This is a genomic window from Geodermatophilus sp. SYSU D01036 (assembly GCF_054050435.1).
On sequence record NZ_JBJGZJ010000009.1, the window covers coordinates 117603 to 132276 of the forward strand.

Annotated in this window: 15 protein-coding genes and 1 tRNA gene; 15 read left to right on the forward strand and 1 reads right to left on the reverse strand. The window is 74.8% G+C overall.

What is annotated here, in order from left to right; all coding sequences use genetic code 11:
* Nucleotides 1-14: 14 nt before the first annotated feature.
* From ACI8AR_RS11735 to ACI8AR_RS11760, 6 genes are all read left to right on the forward strand, one after another.
* Nucleotides 15-87: transfer RNA gene (locus ACI8AR_RS11735), tRNA-Thr, on the forward strand.
* A gap of 83 nt (nt 88-170) precedes the next feature.
* The gene (locus tag ACI8AR_RS11740; RefSeq protein ID WP_457051192.1) at nt 171-617 is read left to right on the forward strand and encodes a helix-turn-helix transcriptional regulator; all 447 of its coding nucleotides are present in this window, start codon (nt 171-173) and stop codon (nt 615-617) included.
* Nucleotides 618-622: 5 nt separating this feature from the next.
* On the forward strand, nt 623-1030 hold the full coding sequence (locus ACI8AR_RS11745) for a VOC family protein (protein WP_457051193.1): 408 nt from the start codon (nt 623-625) through the stop codon (nt 1028-1030).
* A gap of 133 nt (nt 1031-1163) precedes the next feature.
* Nucleotides 1164-3551 (forward strand): ATP-binding cassette domain-containing protein, encoded by a 2388-nt coding sequence (locus ACI8AR_RS11750; RefSeq protein ID WP_457051194.1) that lies wholly within the window; start codon nt 1164-1166, stop codon nt 3549-3551.
* 182 nt (nt 3552-3733) lie between these two features.
* A complete protein-coding gene (locus tag ACI8AR_RS11755) occupies nt 3734-4381 on the forward strand; it encodes a flagellar brake protein (RefSeq protein WP_457051195.1) in 648 nt (215 codons plus the stop codon).
* A 27-nt stretch (nt 4382-4408) separates the two neighbouring features.
* Nucleotides 4409-5155 (forward strand): SAM-dependent methyltransferase, encoded by a 747-nt coding sequence (locus ACI8AR_RS11760; RefSeq protein WP_457051196.1) that lies wholly within the window; start codon nt 4409-4411, stop codon nt 5153-5155.
* Between the two features lie 93 nt (nt 5156-5248).
* On the opposite strand, the gene ACI8AR_RS11765 is transcribed toward ACI8AR_RS11760, so the two are convergent.
* Nucleotides 5249-5740, reverse strand: coding sequence for an inorganic diphosphatase (locus ACI8AR_RS11765; RefSeq protein ID WP_387987239.1), 492 nt, complete (start codon nt 5738-5740; stop codon nt 5249-5251).
* A gap of 68 nt (nt 5741-5808) precedes the next feature.
* Here ACI8AR_RS11765 and dacB point away from each other — a divergent pair, with 68 nt between their 5' ends.
* The 9 genes from dacB to folK all read left to right on the forward strand — a co-directional run bounded on the left by dacB (nt 5809) and on the right by folK (nt 14669).
* Entirely contained in the window at nt 5809-7230 is a 1422-nt protein-coding gene (dacB, locus tag ACI8AR_RS11770) for a D-alanyl-D-alanine carboxypeptidase/D-alanyl-D-alanine endopeptidase (RefSeq protein ID WP_457051197.1), read from the forward strand.
* A gap of 39 nt (nt 7231-7269) precedes the next feature.
* Nucleotides 7270-8355, forward strand: coding sequence for a zinc-dependent metalloprotease (locus ACI8AR_RS11775; protein ID WP_457051198.1), 1086 nt, complete (start codon nt 7270-7272; stop codon nt 8353-8355).
* Nucleotides 8356-8368: 13 nt separating this feature from the next.
* The gene (gene tilS, locus ACI8AR_RS11780) at nt 8369-9379 is read left to right on the forward strand and encodes a tRNA lysidine(34) synthetase TilS (RefSeq protein WP_457051199.1); all 1011 of its coding nucleotides are present in this window, start codon (nt 8369-8371) and stop codon (nt 9377-9379) included.
* The gene (gene hpt, locus ACI8AR_RS11785) at nt 9376-9963 is read left to right on the forward strand and encodes a hypoxanthine phosphoribosyltransferase (RefSeq protein WP_456936727.1); all 588 of its coding nucleotides are present in this window, start codon (nt 9376-9378) and stop codon (nt 9961-9963) included. The genes tilS and hpt overlap by 4 nt, the downstream gene beginning before the upstream one ends.
* A 322-nt stretch (nt 9964-10285) precedes the next feature.
* Nucleotides 10286-12322 carry an ATP-dependent zinc metalloprotease FtsH gene (ftsH, locus tag ACI8AR_RS11790; RefSeq protein WP_457051200.1) on the forward strand — a complete coding sequence of 679 codons (2037 nt, stop codon included), beginning with the start codon at nt 10286-10288 and terminating at the stop codon, nt 12320-12322.
* The gene (gene folE, locus ACI8AR_RS11795) at nt 12319-12936 is read left to right on the forward strand and encodes a GTP cyclohydrolase I FolE (RefSeq protein WP_456930044.1); all 618 of its coding nucleotides are present in this window, start codon (nt 12319-12321) and stop codon (nt 12934-12936) included. Before ftsH ends, folE begins: the two co-directional genes overlap by 4 nt.
* The gene (folP, locus tag ACI8AR_RS11800; RefSeq protein ID WP_457051201.1) at nt 12933-13796 is read left to right on the forward strand and encodes a dihydropteroate synthase; all 864 of its coding nucleotides are present in this window, start codon (nt 12933-12935) and stop codon (nt 13794-13796) included. Before folE ends, folP begins: the two co-directional genes overlap by 4 nt.
* On the forward strand, nt 13789-14169 hold the full coding sequence (folB, locus tag ACI8AR_RS11805) for a dihydroneopterin aldolase (protein ID WP_457051202.1): 381 nt from the start codon (nt 13789-13791) through the stop codon (nt 14167-14169). Before folP ends, folB begins: the two co-directional genes overlap by 8 nt.
* Nucleotides 14166-14669, forward strand: a complete 504-nt coding sequence (folK, locus tag ACI8AR_RS11810) for a 2-amino-4-hydroxy-6-hydroxymethyldihydropteridine diphosphokinase (RefSeq protein ID WP_457051203.1) — start codon at nt 14166-14168, stop codon at nt 14667-14669. The genes folB and folK overlap by 4 nt, the downstream gene beginning before the upstream one ends.
* Nucleotides 14670-14674 lie beyond the last annotated feature (5 nt).

Consider the following 14674-nt stretch of genomic DNA (forward strand, 5'->3'; position numbering starts at 1 on the left):
GACGCCGCACGCCCGCCGCCTTAGCTCAGTCGGTAGAGCATCTCACTCGTAATGAGAAGGTCGTCGGTTCGATTCCGACAGGCGGCTCACCTGCAGCGGCCCTCCCCTCCCCGGGGAGGGCCGCTGCGTCGTCCCTGGGGATCGTGGGTCCGCTCTGGCACGATCCGCCCGTGGCCGGCGGACCCGACGAGCAGCGCCTGCGCGACCTCGCGCGGCTGCGTCGCGTCCGCGACCGGATCGACCGCGAGTACGCCCAGCCGCTCGACGTCGAGGCGCTCGCCCGGGGCGTGCACGTGTCGGCCGGGCACCTCAGCCGCGAGTTCCGCCGCGCCTACGGGGAGTCGCCGTACTCGTACCTGATGACCCGGCGCATCGAGCGGGCGATGGCGCTGCTGCGCCGAGGGGATCTGAGCGTCACCGAGGTCTGCTTCGCCGTCGGCTGCTCGTCGCTGGGCACGTTCAGCACCCGCTTCACCGAGCTGGTCGGCATGCCGCCGAGCACCTACCGGCGCCTCGCGGCCGAGTCCACCGCCGGCATCCCGGCGTGCGTCGCCAAGCAGGTCACCCGACCGGTCAGGAATCGAGAAGCCCCGGTGAGGGCGCCGTCCCTAGCGTGACCGCCATGGACCTCACCATCCACCACACCTTCCTCCCGCACGACGACCCGGAGGCCTCGCTGGCCTTCTACCGCGACACCCTCGGCTTCGAGCTCCGCAACGACGTCGGGTACGGCGGGATGCGCTGGCTGACCGTGGGCCCGCCCGGTCAGCCCACCTCGATCGTCCTGCACCCGCCGGCCGTCGACCCCGGCATCACCGACGACGAGCGCCGCACCGTCACCGAGATGATGGCCAAGGGCACCTACGCCTCGATCGTCCTGGCCACCGAGGACCTCGACGGCGCCTTCGAGCGGCTGCAGGCCGGCGACGCCGAGGTCGTCCAGGAGCCGGCGGAGCAGCCCTACGGCATCCGCGACTTCGCCGTCCGGGACCCCGCGGGCAACCTCATCCGCGTGCAGGAGGCCGGCTGAGCCGCCCGCCGTCCCGCGAGCACGACGCCCGCCCGGTGTCCGCCGGACGGGCGTCGTCCCGTGCCGACCGTCACCCCCACCAGGTAGACAGCGAACGCGCCGACGACGCAGGCGCACACCGGATGGAGAGACGATGAGCACCGCCACCAGCACCGACCGGCCGGCGTCCGGATCGCACGCGGCCGACTCCCACGACCTCATCCGCGTGCACGGCGCGCGCGAGAACAACCTCAAGGACGTCAGCGTCGAGCTGCCCAAGCGCCGCCTGACGGTCTTCACCGGCGTCTCCGGCTCGGGCAAGAGCTCCCTGGTGTTCGGCACGATCGCCGCGGAGTCCCAGCGGCTGATCAACGAGACCTACAGCGCCTTCGTGCAGGGCTTCATGCCCACGCTGGCCCGCCCCGACGTCGACGTCCTCGACGGCCTGACGACGGCGATCATCGTCGACCAGGAGCGGATGGGCGCCAACCCGCGCTCCACGGTCGGCACCGCGACCGACGCCAACGCGATGCTGCGCATCCTGTTCAGCCGGCTCGGGCAGCCGCACGTCGGCGGGCCCCAGGCGTTCTCCTTCAACGTCGCCTCGATCAGCGGCGCCGGCGCGGTCACGCTCGAGCGGGGCGGGCGCGAGGTCAAGGAGCGCCGGGAGTTCAGCATCACCGGCGGCATGTGCCCCCGCTGCGAGGGGATGGGCCGGGTCAACGACATCGACCTGTCCGCCCTCTACGACGAGCGCAAGTCGCTCAACGAGGGCGCGCTGACCGTTCCCGGCTACAGCATGGACGGCTGGTACGGCCGCATCTTCACCGGCGCCGGGCTGCCCATGGACAAGCCGATCGCGCAGTTCACGAAGCGGGAGCTGGACACGCTCCTCTACAGCGAGCCGACGAAGATCAAGGTCGAGGGGATCAACCTCACCTACGAGGGCGTCATCCCCAAGATCCAGAAGTCGATGCTGTCCAAGGACGTCGACGCGATGCAGCCGCACGTCCGCGCCTTCGTCGAGCGGGCGATCACCTTCACCACCTGCCCCGAGTGCGGCGGCTCCCGGCTCAGCGAGGCCGCCCGGTCCTCGAGGATCCGCGGCGCCAGCATCGCCGACCTCTGCGCGATGCAGATCAGCGACCTCGCCGAGTGGGTCCGCGACCTCGACGAGCCCTCCGTGGCCCCGCTGCTCTCGGCGCTGCGCGCGACGCTGGACTCCTTCGTCGAGATCGGGCTGGGCTACCTGTCCCTCGACCGCCCCTCGGGCACGCTGTCCGGCGGCGAGGCCCAGCGCACCAAGATGATCCGCCACCTCGGCTCCGCCCTCACCGACGTCACCTACGTCTTCGACGAGCCCACCGTCGGCCTGCACCCCCACGACATCCAGCGGATGAACGACCTCCTGCTGCAGCTGCGGGACAAGGGCAACACCGTGCTCGTCGTCGAGCACAAGCCGGAGGCGATCGCGATCGCCGACCACGTCGTCGACCTCGGCCCCGGGGCCGGCACCGCCGGCGGCGAGGTGGTGTTCGAGGGCACCGTCGAGGGGCTGCGGGCCAGCGGCACACTGACCGGGCGGCACCTGGACGACCGGGCCGCGCTCAAGACCTCGGTGCGCACGCCGACCGGCGCGCTGGAGGTCCGCGGCGCCCGCACGCACAACCTGCAGGGCGTCGACGTCGACATCCCGCTCGGCGTGCTCGTCGTCGTCACCGGGGTCGCCGGGTCGGGCAAGAGCTCGCTGGTCCACGGCTCGGTGGCGGGCCGGGAGGGCGTCGTGACCGTCGACCAGACCGCGATCCGTGGCTCGCGGCGGAGCAACCCGGCCACCTACACCGGCCTGCTGGACCCGATCCGCAAGGCGTTCGCCAAGGCCAACGGGGTCAAGCCCGCGCTGTTCAGCGCCAACTCCGAGGGCGCCTGCCCCACCTGCAACGGCGCCGGGGTCGTCTACACCGACCTCGGGATGATGGCCGGCGTCGCCACCCCCTGCGAGCAGTGCGAGGGCCGGCGGTTCGACGCCTCGGTGCTCGAGTACCACCTCGGCGGCAGGGACATCAGCGAGGTGCTCGCGATGCCGGTCGCCGAGGCCCGGGAGTTCTTCGGCTCCGGCGAGGCCCGCACGCCCGCCGCGGCGAGGGTGCTCGACCGGCTCGCCGACGTCGGGCTCGGCTACCTCACCCTCGGCCAGCCCCTCACCACGCTGTCCGGCGGCGAGCGGCAGCGGCTGAAGCTGGCCGCCCAGATGGCCGACGAGGGCGCGGTCTACGTGCTCGACGAGCCGACCACCGGCCTGCACCTCGCCGACGTCGAGAACCTGCTCGCCCTGCTCGACCGGCTCGTCGACTCCGGCCGGTCGGTGGTCGTCATCGAGCACCACCAGGCGGTCATGGCGCACGCCGACTGGATCGTCGACCTCGGTCCCGGGGCCGGCCACGACGGCGGCCGGGTCGTCTTCGAGGGCACGCCCGCCGACCTGGTCGCCGCCCGCTCCACCCTCACCGGCGAGCACCTCGCGGACTACGTCGGCGGCTGAGGGCCGACGCTCCGTTCCCCGCCCGACTGGAGATCCCCGCCACCCCTGCCGATGGGGGGACGAGGACTCCGGCAGGACCCCCCTCCGGGCGACACGGCCGGGCGGGGTGGGCCTCTCCGGCGAATCGCGCGGAACGATGCCGTCCGCAACTGGTGACGGGTACGCAGAGAGGGAGATCGGCCATGGCCACCCCGGGAGTGGACTACCCCGAGGACAGGACCGTGCTCGACGTGAAGGCGGTCAGCCGCGACGACGTGCTGACCAGCTTCGTCGAGGAGGCGACGGGCGGCGAACTCGTCGTCAGCGTGGCACAGGACGCCTCGCAGCGCCGGGTACGGCTGGAGCCGGGGGAGACCCTGGAGCTGGTCTGGCGGGGCCCCGAGGAGCTGCGGTCGGTGCCCGCCGAGCTGCTGGAGGCGCGCGGCGGCGACGCGCCGACGTGGCGGCTCCGGCTCACCGGTCCGGCCTCGCGCGGGCAGCGCCGGGCCGCCGTGCGCGCCCCGCTGTCCGTGCCCGTCGAGGTCACCGCCGGCGGCCAGAAGCGCTCGGGGACCACGCGGGACCTGAGCGAGGGCGGCACGCACTGCCTGCTCGACGGCGAGCCCGACCGCACCGGGGCCCTGGAGCCCGGCGGCGTGGTGCACGTGCGCCTCGACGTCGACGGCCGGGCCGTCGCCGTGAAGGCGGAGGTCGTCCGGCGCCACACCCGCGAGGACAAGCGCCCCGAGCTGTCCCTGCGGTTCATCGGCCTCGCCGAGCGCGACGAGGACCTCATCCGCCGGCGGGTGTTCGCCGAGCTGCGCGAGCTGCGCTCCCGCGGCCTCATCTGACCCGGCGGGCTGCGCCAGACTGCCGGCGTGGACAGAGCCCTCCTCAGCGCCGTCGCCCACCGCTGGCACCCGGTCGCGGCCCCCGTCTCCGACGACGCCCTCGCCCGGCTGGTCGCGCGGCTGGCCCCGCCCGAGGACGGCCGGGTGCTCGACCTCGGCTGCGGCTCCGGCGCCTGGCTGCTGCCGCTGGTGGCCGCCCACCCCGGCGTCGTCGGCGTCGGCGTGGACACCTCCGCGCCCGCCCTCGACGCCGCCCGGGACCGCGCCGCGCTCGGCGGCCTGGTCGGCCGGGTCGAGTTCGTGCAGGCCGACGCGGCGGCCTGGCGCGGCGGGCGGTTCGACGTCGTCGTCTGCATCGGCGCCACGCACGCCTTCGGCGGACCGGCCGGGACCCTCGACGCGGTGCGCGGCCACCTGCGCCCCGGCGGCCGGGTGCTGTTCGGCGACGGCTTCTGGGAGGCGGGGCGCGGCGAGGCGGCGCTGGCCGGGCTCGGCGCCGAGCCCGGTGAGCTGCCGGACCTGCCCGGGCTGCTGGCCGAGGTGACCCGGGCCGGCTTCGAGCCCGGCTACGGCCACCTGTCCACGCTCGCCGAGTGGGACGAGTACGAGTGGTGCTGGACCGGCGCGGTCACCGAGTGGGCGCTGACCGAGGCGACGGGGGAGGACCGCGCCGCCGCCCTGGAGGCCGCCCGCACGCACCGGCGGCAGTGGCTGGAGGGCTACCGCGGCGAGCTGGGGTTCCTGACCCTCGTCCTGCACGACACCCGGCGCTGACACGACGACGGCGGTGCACCCCGCGGAGAGGTGCACCGCCGTGCGTCGTCCGTCGTGCGCTCGGAGGGCCGGTGGATCGCCCGGGGGCGGCGGTCAGTGGCCGCCGGCCTCCTGGGCCCGCTTGATGGAGGCGTCGATCTCGGCCTGGGCCTCGGCCCGGCCGACCCACTCGGCGCCCTCGACCGACTTGCCCGGCTCGAGGTCCTTGTAGGTCTCGAAGAAGTGCTGGATCTCCAGCCGGTCGAACTCCGAGACGTCGGTGATGTCCTGCAGGTGGGCCATGCGCGGGTCCGTGGCCGGGACGGTGAGGACCTTGTCGTCCCCGCCCTTCTCGTCGGTCATCCGGAACATGCCGATGGCCCGGCAGGTGATGAGGCACCCGGGGAAGGTCGGCTCCTCGAGCAGCACGAGGGCGTCGAGCGGGTCGCCGTCCTGACCCAGGGTGTTCTCGATGTACCCGTAGTCGGCCGGGTACCGCGTGGAGGTGAACAGCATCCGGTCGAGCCGGATGCGTCCGGTGGCGTGGTCCAGCTCGTACTTGTTGCGCTGGCCCTTGGGGATCTCGATCGTCACGTCGAACTGCACGGCACGTAGTGTGGCCCACCGGTATCAGGCCCACCGGCGCAGGTCCGCCCCGGGGTCTCGTACGGGGGGTGGGCAGCATCGCGCCGAACGGTCCGACGACGGTCACGCCGAGCTACCGGCGGCTGCGCCGGCGCCTGCTGATCAGCGCCCTGGCCGTGCTGCTGGTGGCCGCGCTGGTCGTCGGCGGGGTCCTGTTCCTCACCCGGGACGACGACGCCACGGGCGCCGCCGCCGGGCCCGCCGCGGTGCTGCCCGACGTCGGCGACCCCGCGCCCGTGCTCGCCGCGCTCGCCTCCGACGCGCCCACCCCCGACCCCGACGTCCTCGCCGCCGAGCTGGGCCCGCTGCTGGCCGTCCCGGCGCTGGCCCGCGGGGTGAACGCCGAGGTGGTCGACGTCGCCACGGGGGAGACGCTGGTCGACCAGGGCGCCGGTGACCCGGTGACCCCGGCCTCGACGGCCAAGCTGCTCACCGCCGTCGCGGCGCTGACCGCCCTGGACCCCGACGACACGCTCGAGACGACGGTCGTCGCCGGGGCGGCCCCGGACGAGGTCGTCCTCGTCGGCGGCGGTGACCCGACCCTGTCCACGACCAGCCCCTCGCTCACCTACCCGGGCGCGGCCACCATCGCCGACCTCGCGGCCCAGGTGCGGGCCGCGCTGCCGCCGGGCGCGACGGTGGGCCGGGTCGTCGTCGACACCTCGCTGTTCGAGGGGCCGCTGACCGCGGAGGGCTGGGGGCCGGAGGACGCGCCCTCGAGCTACGCCGCCCCTGTCACCGCGGCCGCGGTGGACGGCGCGCGGGTGGTCCCGGGGGAGAACGCCCGCAGCGGCCAGCCCGGCGCCGACGCCGGGCGGGCCCTGGCCGAGGCGCTCGGCGTCCCGGACGCGGCCGTCGAGCTCGGGGAGGCCCCCGACGGCGCGACGACGCTGGGCACCGTCCGCTCGGCGCCGGTCGCGCGGCTGGTCGAGCAGGCGCTGTCGCAGTCGGACAACCTGCTGGCCGACTCGCTGGCCCGCCACGTCGCCCGGGCCCGCGGCCTGCCGCCCACGTTCGAGGGCTCGGCGGAGGCGGTCACCGGTGCGCTGGCCGACGCCGGCCTCGACACCACCGACGTCGAGCTGTACGACGGCAGCGGGCTGTCCCGGCTGGACCTGGTCACCCCCGACCTGCTCGCCGACGTGGTCACCGGCGCCGCCGACGGCTCCCTGCCCGGCGCCTCGGCGGTCGTCTCCGGCCTGGCCGTGGCCGGCTACGACGGCACGCTCGCCGACCGCGGCGACGCCGACCCGGCCACCGCCCCCGGCGCGGTGCGCGGTAAGACCGGCACGCTGCTCGGCGTGCACGCCCTCGCCGGCACCGTGGTCACCGCCGACGGCCGGCTGCTGGCCTACGCGCTCGTGGCCAACGGCACCACCGGCGGCGGCGGACCCGAGGAGGCGGCGCTGGACGCCGTGGCCGCGGCGCTCGCCGCCTGCGGGTGCCGCTGAACGGGGCCGACGCCCGGCCTCCGCGCGTACGGTGAGGCGATGACGAGCAGTGCACTGGTCGACTGGGAGCTCGCCGGGCGCACCGCCCGCCGCCTGGCCGGGCCCGGGCCCGCCACCACGCGGGAGGAGGCCGCCGCCGTCGTCCGCGAGCTGCACGAGGCCGCCGCGGCCGCCGTCGCCCACGTCGAGGGCCTGACCGGGCTGCACCCGGTCGCGGGCGGCCCCGTGCCGGAGGTCGCCGTCGTCGACCGGCCCGGCTGGATCGACGCCAACACCACCGGCATGGCCGCGCTGCTGGACCCGCTGGTCACCGCGCTCACCGAGCGCTCGGAGAGCCGGCCCGGGCCGCTGGCCACCGCGATCGGCTCCCGGGCCACCGGCGTCCAGGCCGGCGGGCTGCTGGCCTTCCTCTCCTCCCGCGTCCTCGGCCAGTACGAGGTGTTCGGCACCGGCGGGCGGCTGCTGCTGGTGGCGCCGAACGTCGTCGACGCCGAGCGCAAGCTGGGCGTCGACCCGACCGACTTCCGCATGTGGGTGTGCCTGCACGAGGTCACCCACCAGCTGCAGTTCACCGCCTTCCCGTGGCTGCGCGACCACCTCGAGGCGCAGATCGCCGAGTTCATCGAGGCCACCGACCTCAGCCCCGACGCGCTGCGCGACCGGATGTCCGACCTGGTCCGCGGGATCGCCGACGCCGTCCGCGGCGGGGACGGCGACGAGGGCTCCCAGGGGCTGATGGCGCTGGTGCGCGACCCCGAGCAGCGCGCCGTCCTCGACCGGGTCACCGCGGTGATGAGCCTGGTCGAGGGGCACGCCGAGTTCGTCATGGACGGTGTCGGCCCCGACGTCGTGCCCTCGGTCCGGACGCTGCGCAAGCGCTTCGCGCAGCGCCGCAAGGGCCGCGGCCCGCTCGACCGCGTGCTGCGCCGGCTGCTGGGCCTGGAGCAGAAGATGAAGCAGTACGCCGACGGGCGGACCTTCGTCGGCGGCGTCGTGGACCTCGTCGGCATGGAGGGCTTCAACCGGGTGTGGACCGGCCCGGAGACCCTGCCGCTGGTCGAGGAGCTCACCGACCCCGCCCGGTGGGTCGAGCGGGTGCACGGCCGCCCGGCCGTGACCGCCTGACCCCCGGGGCGCGGTGAGCGGCCCGCCGGTCCCCGTCGCGCGGGTCCGCAGCGCCGTCCGGCCGGGCCTGCGGGCGTCCGGGCAGCCCGTGCTGGTCGCCGTCAGCGGGGGAGCGGACTCCCTCGCGCTGGCCGCCGCGGTCGCCTTCGAGGCCCCGCGCGCCGGGGTGCCCGCGGGCGCGGTGACCGTCGACCACGGCCTGCAGCCGGGCTCGGCGCAGCGCGCGCGCGACACCGCCGACCTGCTGCGCGGGACGGGGCTGGACCCCGTGCTGGTCGTCCCGGTCGAGGTGGGCACCGGGGGCGGCCCCGAGGGCGCGGCCCGCGCCGCCCGGTACGCGGCCCTGACCGGGTGCGCGCGGGAGCACGGCGCGCGGATCGCCCTCGGCCACACCCTCGACGACCAGGCCGAGACCGTGCTGCTCGGGCTGGGCCGCGGCTCGGGCCCGCGGTCGGTGGCCGGGATGGTGGCCGAGCGCCCGCCGTTCTGGCGGCCCCTGCTCGGCGTCCGCCGGGCCACCACCCGGGCCGCCTGCGCGGCCCTGGGCCTGCCGGTGTGGGACGACCCGTGGAACACCGACCCGGCCTACCGCCGCGCGCGGCTGCGCGCCGAGGTGCTGCCGCTGCTGGAGGACGTGCTCGGCGGCGGCGTCGCCCCCGCCCTCGCCCGGACGGCGGAGCAGCTGCGCGAGGACCTCGACGCGCTCGACGCGCTGGCCGGCGGCCACCTCGCCCGGCTCGCCGGCCCGGACGGCCTGCCGGTCGCGGACCTGGCGCCGCTGCCGGCCGCGCTGCGCCGCCGGGTGCTGCGCGGTTGGCTGCGCGGGGCGGGGGTCGGCGACCTGCAGGCGGTGCACCTCGCCGCCGTCGACGCGCTGCTGACCGGGTGGCGCGGGCAGGGGCCGGTGGCCCTCCCGGGCGGTGCGGAGGTGCTCCGGGCGTCTGGCAGGCTGGTGCTGCGGCCCGCCGGCTCCCGGGGCGGGAGGGCCGGAACCGCCCCCGACCCCGAGGAGCAGCGTCCGTGAGCGAGACCGCGTCGACCCCTGTCGTGCTGGGGCCCGACCACGGCTACGGCCCCGACATCGACCACGTGCTGCTGTCCGAGCAGCAGATCCAGGACAAGATCACCGAGCTGGCCGACCAGATCGCGCGGGACTACGAGGGCCGGGAGGTCCTGCTCGTCGGCGTCCTCAAGGGCGCGGTGCTGTTCATGAGCGACTTCGCCCGGGCGCTGCGGCTGCCCACCCAGATGGAGTTCATGGCCGTCTCCTCCTACGGCAGCTCCACCAGCTCCTCGGGGGTCGTGCGCATCCTCAAGGACCTCGACCGGGACATCTCCGGCAAGGACGTGCTCGTCCTCGAGGACATCATCGACTCCGGGCTGACCCTGTCCTGGCTGCTCAAGAACCTCGGCAGCCGCCGGCCCGCCTCGCTGGAGGTGTGCGCGCTGCTGCGCAAGCCCGACGCGATCAAGGTCGAGGTGCCGGTGCGCTACGTCGGGTTCGACATCCCCAACGAGTTCGTCGTCGGCTACGGCCTCGACTACGCCGAGCGCTACCGCGACCTGCCCTACATCGGGACGCTCAAGCCCGAGGTCTACGCGTCGTAACCGGTCGGCCTACCGGCCGACACCGCGGCCAGGCGCCGTCCCCGGCCCGCGCTGAGCCTGACCGTCGCGCCCGTCGCGGAGCCCTCCGGGCCCCACTCGGGCACGACACCGCCCTGTCGGGCGGGGTCCCCAGGACGGGGGAGGGCACAGCACCCGGGCAGCTCGCACACAGGGGACGCGCAGCCTCTCCGGTGTACCGTCGACCGCAACGACGCTGGACCGAGCGCCAGGGTGCCCGCCCGGGTCGCGCGGAGCGTCACCGGACGCGATCAGGAGGGTCGACGGGCCAGGCCGGAGCCCCCCGGCCGCCCGGCATCGGTGTATGGAACGCAAGAAGATCTTCCGCTCCGTGTGGTTCTGGGTCGTCCTCGTCGTCCTGGTGGCCCTCGGGCTGTCCACCTTCCTCGGCGGCGGCTCCAGCTACGAGCAGGTCAACACCTCGGTCGCGCTGCAGCAGATCGAGGACGGCAACGTCGAGTCGGTCACGATCAACGACAAGGAACAGACCCTCGACCTCGACCTGCGCGACCCCTACGAGGGCAGCGACCAGATCAGCGCGTCCTACCCGATCGGGGCCTCCGACGACGTCTTCGCCCTGGTCTCGGGGATCGACGCGAACGGCCAGAGCACCGGTGACGGCGTCGACTTCACCACGAACGTCACGCAGGACAACGTCTTCGTCAGCGTCCTGATCAGCTTCCTGCCCTTCCTCATCCTCCTGCTGCTGCTGTTCTGGCTGTTCAACTCGATGCAGGGCGGCGGCCGCGGCGTCATGGCCTTCGGCAAGTCCAAGGCCAAGACGGTCAGCAAGGACATGCCGAAGACGACGTTCGCCGACGTCGCCGGCGCCGACGAGGCCATCGAGGAACTGCAGGAGATCAAGGACTTCCTCGCCAACCCGGTCAAGTTCCAGGCCGTCGGCGCCAAGATCCCCAAGGGCGTGCTGCTGTTCGGCCCGCCCGGCACCGGCAAGACGCTGCTGGCCCGCGCGGTGGCCGGTGAGGCCGGCGTGCCGTTCTTCTCGATCTCCGGGTCGGACTTCGTCGAGATGTTCGTCGGCGTCGGCGCCAGCCGGGTCCGCGACCTGTTCGAGCAGGCCAAGCAGAACGCGCCGGCGATCATCTTCGTCGACGAGATCGACGCCGTCGGCCGGCACCGCGGCGCCGGCATGGGCGGCGGCCACGACGAGCGCGAGCAGACGCTCAACCAGATGCTCGTCGAGATGGACGGCTTCGACGTCAAGGGCGGCGTCATCATGATCGCCGCCACCAACCGGCCGGACATCCTCGACCCCGCGCTGCTGCGCCCGGGCCGCTTCGACCGGCAGATCGCCGTCGACCGACCCGACCTCGAGGGCCGCAAGCGGATCCTCGAGGTGCACGCCAAGGGCAAGCCGCTCGCGCCCGACGTCGACCTCGAGACCGTCGCCCGCCGCACCCCCGGCTTCACCGGCGCGGACCTGGCCAACGTGCTCAACGAGGCCGCGCTGCTCACCGCCCGCCAGGGCAACTCGGTCGTCACCGACGCCACCGTCGAGGAGGCGATCGACCGCGTCATCGCCGGCCCCGAGCGCAAGACGCGGGCGATGAGCGAGAAGGAGAAGAAGGTCACCGCCTACCACGAGGGCGGGCACGCCCTGGTGGCGCACGCGCTGCCCAACCTGGACCCCGTGCACAAGGTGACGATCCTGCCGCGCGGCCGCTCGCTCGGGCACACGCTCGTGCTGCCGACCGAGGACAAGTACACCCAGACCCGCTCGGAGATGATCGACACCCTGGCCTACGCCCTCGGCGGGCGCGCGGCCGAGGAGCTGGTCTTCCACGAGCCGACCACCGGTGCCGGCAACGACATCGAGAAGGCCACCTCGATGGCCCGCGCGATGGTCACCCAGTACGGCATGAGCGCCAAGCTCGGCGCGGTGAAGTACGGCAGCACCGACTCCGAGCCGTTCCTCGGCCGGGACATGGGCTCGCGGCCGGACTACTCCGAGGCCGTCGCCGCCGACATCGACGCCGAGGTCCGCGCCCTCATCGAGGCCGCCCACGACGAGGCGTGGGAGATCCTCGTGGAGTACCGGGCGGTGCTCGACCAGCTCGTCCTCGAGCTGATGGAGAAGGAGACCCTCTCCAAGGACGACATGGCCCGCATCTGCGCGCCGGTCACCAAGCGCCCGTCGCTGGCTCCCTACAACGGCTTCGGCAAGCGCACGCCGTCGGACCAGCCGCCGGTGCTGACCCCCGCCGAGCGGGCGGCCCAGGCCAACGGGGCCAACGGGCACGGGGCCACCGCGGCGGGCAACGGGCTGGTCAAGGGCGGCAACAACCCGGTCGGTGACGTCGGGGCCCCCGTCCAGAGATGAGCGAGATCCCGGAAGAGGCCGAGGACGAGGTCCGTCCGGACTTCTCGCGGGTCGACTCGGCGCGGGCGGAGGCCGCCGTCCGCGAGCTGCTGCTCGCGGTGGGCGAGGACCCGGACCGGCCCGGGTTGCGGGACACCCCCGCCCGGGTCGCCCGGGCCTACGCCGAGACCTTCGCCGGCCTCTGGCAGGACCCCGGCGAGGTCCTCGCCACCGTCTTCGACGAGGACCACGACGAGATGGTCCTGGTCCGGGACATCCCGATGTACTCGACCTGCGAACACCACCTGGTGCCCTTCCACGGCGCCGCGCACGTCGGGTACATCCCCGGTGACGACGGCCGGGTAACCGGGCTGTCCAAGCTGGCCCGCCTGGTCGACGTCTACGCCCGCCGCCCGCAGGTGCAGGAGCGGATGACCCGGCAGATCGCCGACGCGCTGGCCGAGCACCTCAAGCCGCGCGGCGTGATCGTCGTCGTCGAGGCCGAGCACCTGTGCATGGGGATGCGCGGCATCCGCAAGCCCGGGTCGACGACGGTCACCTCGGCCGTCCGCGGCATGTTCCGGGAGAACGCGGCCACCCGTGCCGAGGCGATGAGCCTCGTCCTGGGCCGGTGACCGGCCGCCGCGCCGAGCTCCTGCACCCGGGCCGGTGCGTGGTGATGGGCGTCCTCAACGTCACGCCCGACTCCTTCTCCGACGGGGGTTGCTTCGCCGACACGGCGTCCGCGGTCGCGCACGGCCTGGCGATGGCCGCGGCGGGCGCCGACTACGTCGACGTCGGCGGTGAGTCCACCCGCCCGGGCGCCGACCGCGTGGACGCCGCCGAGGAACGCCGCCGCGTCGTCCCGGTGGTCCGCGAGCTCACCGACGCCGGCGTGCGGGTCAGCGTCGACACCACCCGCACCGAGGTGGCCGAGGCGGCGCTGGAGGCCGGGGCGGTGCTGGTCAACGACATCAGCGGCGGGCTGGCCGACGACGGCATGGCCGCACTCGTCGCCGACGCCGGCGTCCCGTGGGTGCTCATGCACTGGCGCGGCCACAGCCGGGAGATGTACACGCAGGCCACCTACGGCGACGTCGTCGCCGAGGTCTGCGCGGAGCTGTCCGGCCGTGTCGACGCCGCGCTGGCGGCGGGCGTGGACGCCGCCCAGCTCGTGCTCGACCCCGGCCTGGGCTTCGCCAAGCAGGCGGCGCACAACTGGGCGCTGCTGGCCGCGCTGCCCGCGGTCGTGTCCCTCGGCCTGCCCGTGCTGGTCGGCGCCTCCCGCAAGTCCTTCCTCGGCCGCCTGCTCGCCGGCCCCGACGGCGCGCTGCGCCCGGCGCCGGGCCGGGACGCCGCCACCCTGGCCACCACCGTCCTGGCCGCGGAGGCCGGCGCCTGGGGCGTGCGGGTGCACGACGCCGCGGGCTCGGCCGACGCCGTGCGCACCGTGGCCGCCGTCCAGCGCGCCCGCGAGGAGGCCCGCCGTGACTGACCGCCGCGTCCCCGACCGGATCGCCGTCCGCGGCCTGACCGCGCACGCCCACCACGGCGTCTACGGCTTCGAGCGCGAGAACGGGCAGACCTTCTCCGTCGACGCCGTCCTGGAGCTGGACACCGCGCCGGCGGCGGCCGGTGACGACCTGATGAAGACGGTCAACTACGCCGAGCTCGCCCAGCGGCTGCACGCCGTCCTCACCGGGGAGCCGGTGGACCTGCTCGAGACCCTCTGCCAGCGGCTGGCCGACGTCTGCCTCGCCGACCCGCTGGTCGAGGCCGCCGAGATCACCGTGCACAAGCCGCAGGCCGACCTCGGCGTCCCCTTCGACGACGTGACCGTCACCATCCGCCGCGAGCGTGCGCCATGAGCCGGGCCGTGCTCTCGCTCGGCGCCAACCTCGGCGACCGCGCGAAGGCGCTGCGCACCGCCATCGAGGCGCTCCGGGCCGACGGCCTGGTCGCCCGCTCGACGCTGTACGAGACGCCGCCGTGGGGGCCGGTCGAGCAGCCGTCCTACCTGAACGCCGTGGTGTTCGTCCGCGGCGACCGCGACGCCGCCGGCTGGCTGGCCCGCGCGCAGGAGCTGGAACAGGCCGCCGGGCGCACCCGCGAGGTGCGGTGGGGCGCGCGCACCCTCGACGTCGACGTCGTCACGGTGACCGCCGACGACGGCACCCCGGTCCTCTCCGACGACCCGGCGCTCACGCTGCCGCACCCGCGGGCGCACGAGCGGGCGTTCGTGCTGGTCCCGTGGCTGTCGCTGGACCCGACCGCGGTGCTGCCCGGGCACGGGAGGGTGGCCGACCTGGTCGCCGCGCTCCCGCCGGAGGACGTGGCCGCGGTCGTGCGCTGGGAGCACCTGCATTGAGGCCG

Bases quoted from the DNA above. Each gene is read 5' to 3' on its own strand.
- ACI8AR_RS11745 (WP_457051193.1), top strand. From the start codon at position 623: ATGGACCTCACCATCCACCACACCTTCCTCCCGCACGACGACCCGGAG.
- ACI8AR_RS11750 (WP_457051194.1), top strand. From the start codon at position 1,164: ATGAGCACCGCCACCAGCACCGACCGGCCGGCGTCCGGATCGCACGCG.
- ACI8AR_RS11755 (WP_457051195.1), top strand. From the start codon at position 3,734: ATGGCCACCCCGGGAGTGGACTACCCCGAGGACAGGACCGTGCTCGAC.
- ACI8AR_RS11775 (WP_457051198.1), top strand. From the start codon at position 7,270: ATGACGAGCAGTGCACTGGTCGACTGGGAGCTCGCCGGGCGCACCGCC.
- ftsH (WP_457051200.1), top strand. From the start codon at position 10,286: ATGGAACGCAAGAAGATCTTCCGCTCCGTGTGGTTCTGGGTCGTCCTC.
- folE (WP_456930044.1), top strand. From the start codon at position 12,319: ATGAGCGAGATCCCGGAAGAGGCCGAGGACGAGGTCCGTCCGGACTTC.
- folK (WP_457051203.1), top strand. From the start codon at position 14,166: ATGAGCCGGGCCGTGCTCTCGCTCGGCGCCAACCTCGGCGACCGCGCG.